The organism is Pseudomonas sp. (assembly GCF_049590575.1).
GTDB lineage: Bacteria > Pseudomonadota > Gammaproteobacteria > Pseudomonadales > Pseudomonadaceae > Aquipseudomonas.
Genome location: NZ_JBAWDE010000104.1, coordinates 1 through 3,028 on the forward strand (window position 1 = coordinate 1; position 3,028 = coordinate 3,028).

A 3,028-nucleotide genomic window follows, 5' to 3' on the forward strand; every position below is an offset into this window, starting at 1 on the left:
CCGAGCGCCTGGGTGATTGGCACGCCGCGCTGCAACAACTGGAGCTGCCCTTCGCCGACTGCGCGCCGCTGAACTGGCTGGAGACCGGTCATGACTAAACCGCTGAAACTCGCCGTGGTCGGCCACACCAACGTCGGCAAGACCTCGCTGCTGCGCACCCTGACCCGCGACGTCGGCTTTGGCGAAGTGTCCCATCGCCCCAGCACCACGCGGCATGTCGAAGGCGCGCGCCTGTCGGTGGATGGCGAGGCGTTGCTGGAGTTGTACGACACGCCCGGCCTGGAAGATGCCATCGCCCTGCTCGACTACCTGGAGCGCCTGGATCGCCCCGGCGAACGCCTCGACGGCCCGGCGCGCCTGGCACGCTTCCTGGAAGGCAGCGAAGCGCGCCAACGTTTCGAACAGGAAGCCAAGGTGCTGCGCCAACTGCTGGCCTCGGATGCGGGTTTGTATGTGATCGACGCCCGCGAGCCGGTGCTGGCCAAATACCGCGATGAGCTGCAAGTGCTGGCCAGTTGCGGCAAACCGTTGCTGCCGGTGCTCAACTTTGTCAGCAGCAGCGACCACCGCGAGCCGGATTGGCGCGAAGCCCTGGCCCGGCTTGGCCTGCATGCGCTGGTGCGCTTCGACAGCGTGGCGCCGCCAGAAGACGGCGAACGGCGGCTGTATGAAAGCCTGGCCCTGTTGCTGGAAAACGCCCGGCCGCAGCTGGAACGCTTGATTCTCGACCAGCAAGCCCAGCGCCAGGCCCGCCAGCAAAGCGCCGCGCGCTTGATCGCCGAACTGTTGATCGACTGCGCCGCGTGTCGACGCAGTGTGGTCACCGAAGATGAGCAACAGGCCATCGTGGAGTTGCGCAAAGCCGTGCGTCAGCGCGAGCAAAAATGCGTAGAGGCGCTGTTGAAACTGTTCGGCTTCCGCCCGCAGGACGCCGCCGCCAGTGATTTGCCGTTACTGGACGGGCGCTGGGGCGATGACCTGTTCAACCCGGAAACCCTCAAGCAACTCGGCGTGCGGGTCGGTGGCGGGATTGCGGCAGGCGCAGCCGCGGGCGCCGGTGTGGATTTGCTGGTCGGCGGCCTGACCCTCGGCGCCGCCGCGATTGCCGGGGCAATTGCCGGTGGTGCGCTGCAAACCGCGCGCAGCTACGGCAGCCGCCTGCTGGGCAAGATCAAGGGCCAGCGCGAGCTGACCGTCGACGACAGCGTGCTGCGCCTGCTGGCCCTGCGTCAGCGTCAGTTGCTCAAGGCCCTGAACCTGCGCGGCCATGCGGCGATGCACAGCATCAAGGTCGACACGCCCCAGGACAAAACCTGGCGCGAAGGCAAACTGCCCGACGCCCTGCACAAGGCCCGCGCGCATCCGCAATGGTCGTCGCTCAACCCCCATGCCAAGCTCAGCCAGGCCGAGCGCCAGGAACAGGTCGAAGCCCTGGCCCAACGCCTCGACGACACCTAAGCCGCCAGCAGCTGCCGGGCCTTGGCCTTGAGCAGGTCAAGGTCGAGCACCGGCACGTGCATGTCCTTGGCCTGCTCGTCCCAGTGGCGCATGCGCAAACTGACCTGGCACAGCGGGTCCTGTTCAAACGCCTGGGCCTCTTCGGCCGTCATCACCCCGCCCTGGTAACCCAGGGTCCGGCGGCTGGCTTCGCTCAAACGCGCGTAATAGTCCGGCTGGCTGAAGGTCAGGTAACGCTTGGCCTGCACGTGGTATTCCACCAGTTTGGCCAAGCGCTCGCTGAACCCTGCGCGACGCAAATAATCCGCGCCCAGCCGCTCATGGCTGACCACGCCATAGCCGCCCATGTTCTCGCCGCCCTGGCCGCAGAGATGCCCGATGTCGTGGAAAAACGCCGCCAGCACCACTTCATCGTCAAAGCCTTCGGCCATCGCCAGCTGCGCGGCCTGGGACATGTGCTCGAGCTGCGACACCGGCTCGCCGATGTAATCCGCCGTGCCGTGCCTTTCGTATAAGCCGAACACTTCGCTGATTGCCTGCTCCGGGTTCATCACGCGTCGCCCCACAGTGTTGTGATATTGCGCTCGGCCAGCGCCGGCCCCACGCTCATGCCCACGCCGGTGTGCATCAGCGCCGCACTCACGCCCGGCGCCGCCTGCAGGAATGAAAACGGCCCTGGCCCGCGCGCACCGTAAATGCCCTGCCAGCGCTCGACCACCTGGATCTTGCACCCCAGGGTCTGTTCCGCCAGTTCGATCATCCAGTCGTCGACCTGTTCGGCATTGAACGGCGACGCGTCGCTGCCGTAATCATGGGAGTCACCGATGATCAGTTCGCCATAAGGCGTCGGGCTGATCAGCAGGTGAATCCCATGTTCATGCAAATGCGCGGCTTCACGCAGGATCTGCGCCTGCACCGGCGCGGCTTCGGGCAGGTCGGCAAAGGCGCCGTAGTGCACGCAACTCAAGCCCGTGAGCAACGCGTGTTGCAGGTTCAGGTTGAGCGCAGGCCGGGCACGCAGCATTTGCAGGCGGCAGATACTCGGGTTGAGTTCGGCAATCGATTCCGCCAGCAAGGTCTGGTAGTCGTGACCGGAACACACGATGATCTGCTCGCCGCGAAAGCTGCCCGCCGTGGTGTGCACCTGGCCGGGTTCGACGTCGCGCACCAGGGTAGAGAAGTGAAATTCCACGTTGAGTTCACGGCGCAGATAGTTGATCAGCGCCGGAATCGCCTCGCGCGAATACAGTTGCTGATCGTCCTTGCCATGCAGCGCGGCGCGGTGATGGCGGAACTGGCCGCCGTATAAATCCTTCATCGCCGCGCCTTGCAGCAGCTCAACGTTGTAGCCGTGTGCTTGCGCACGCCCGGCGCAGAAGGCTTCGAGCAAATGCTCTTCGGCTTCGGTGCGGGCGAACAGGTACGAGCCATTGCGCTTGAGCTGCAGCCCCGCCCGGTCGGCCCATTGCCCCCAGATGTCGCGGCTCTGCCGTGCCAGGTCGAGCATCGGCCCCGGCGGTTGGCCGGTGACCAGCGCCTGGCCGAAGTTGCGCACCGAGGCCCCCAAGGG

Annotated in this window: 4 protein-coding genes; 2 read left to right on the top strand and 2 right to left on the bottom strand. The window is 65.8% G+C overall.

Annotated elements, in window-relative coordinates:
- Together WBR57_RS08255 and WBR57_RS08260 are read left to right on the top strand one after the other, a co-directional pair.
- Positions 1 to 98 (top strand): hypothetical protein (locus WBR57_RS08255; protein ID WP_424083411.1); only part of this gene is annotated, 98 nt, incomplete at its 5' end.
- Positions 91 to 1,458, top strand: coding sequence for a DUF3482 domain-containing protein (locus WBR57_RS08260; RefSeq protein ID WP_424083408.1), 1,368 nt, complete (start codon positions 91 to 93; stop codon positions 1,456 to 1,458). The genes WBR57_RS08255 and WBR57_RS08260, both read left to right, overlap by 8 nt.
- Here the strand turns inward: WBR57_RS08260 and WBR57_RS08265 are convergent.
- The gene (locus WBR57_RS08265) at positions 1,455 to 2,009 is read right to left on the bottom strand and encodes a phosphonate degradation HD-domain oxygenase (protein ID WP_424083409.1); all 555 of its coding nucleotides are present in this window, start codon (positions 2,007 to 2,009) and stop codon (positions 1,455 to 1,457) included. The genes WBR57_RS08260 and WBR57_RS08265 overlap by 4 nt on opposite strands.
- The coding region (locus tag WBR57_RS08270; protein WP_424083410.1) for a TIGR03364 family FAD-dependent oxidoreductase at positions 2,009 to 3,028 on the bottom strand (1,020 nt) is incomplete at its 5' end. The genes WBR57_RS08265 and WBR57_RS08270, both read right to left, overlap by 1 nt.

Bases quoted from the DNA above. Each gene is read 5' to 3' on its own strand.
- WBR57_RS08265 (WP_424083409.1), bottom strand. From the start codon at position 2,009: ATGAACCCGGAGCAGGCAATCAGCGAAGTGTTCGGCTTATACGAAAGG.
- WBR57_RS08260 (WP_424083408.1), top strand. From the start codon at position 91: ATGACTAAACCGCTGAAACTCGCCGTGGTCGGCCACACCAACGTCGGC.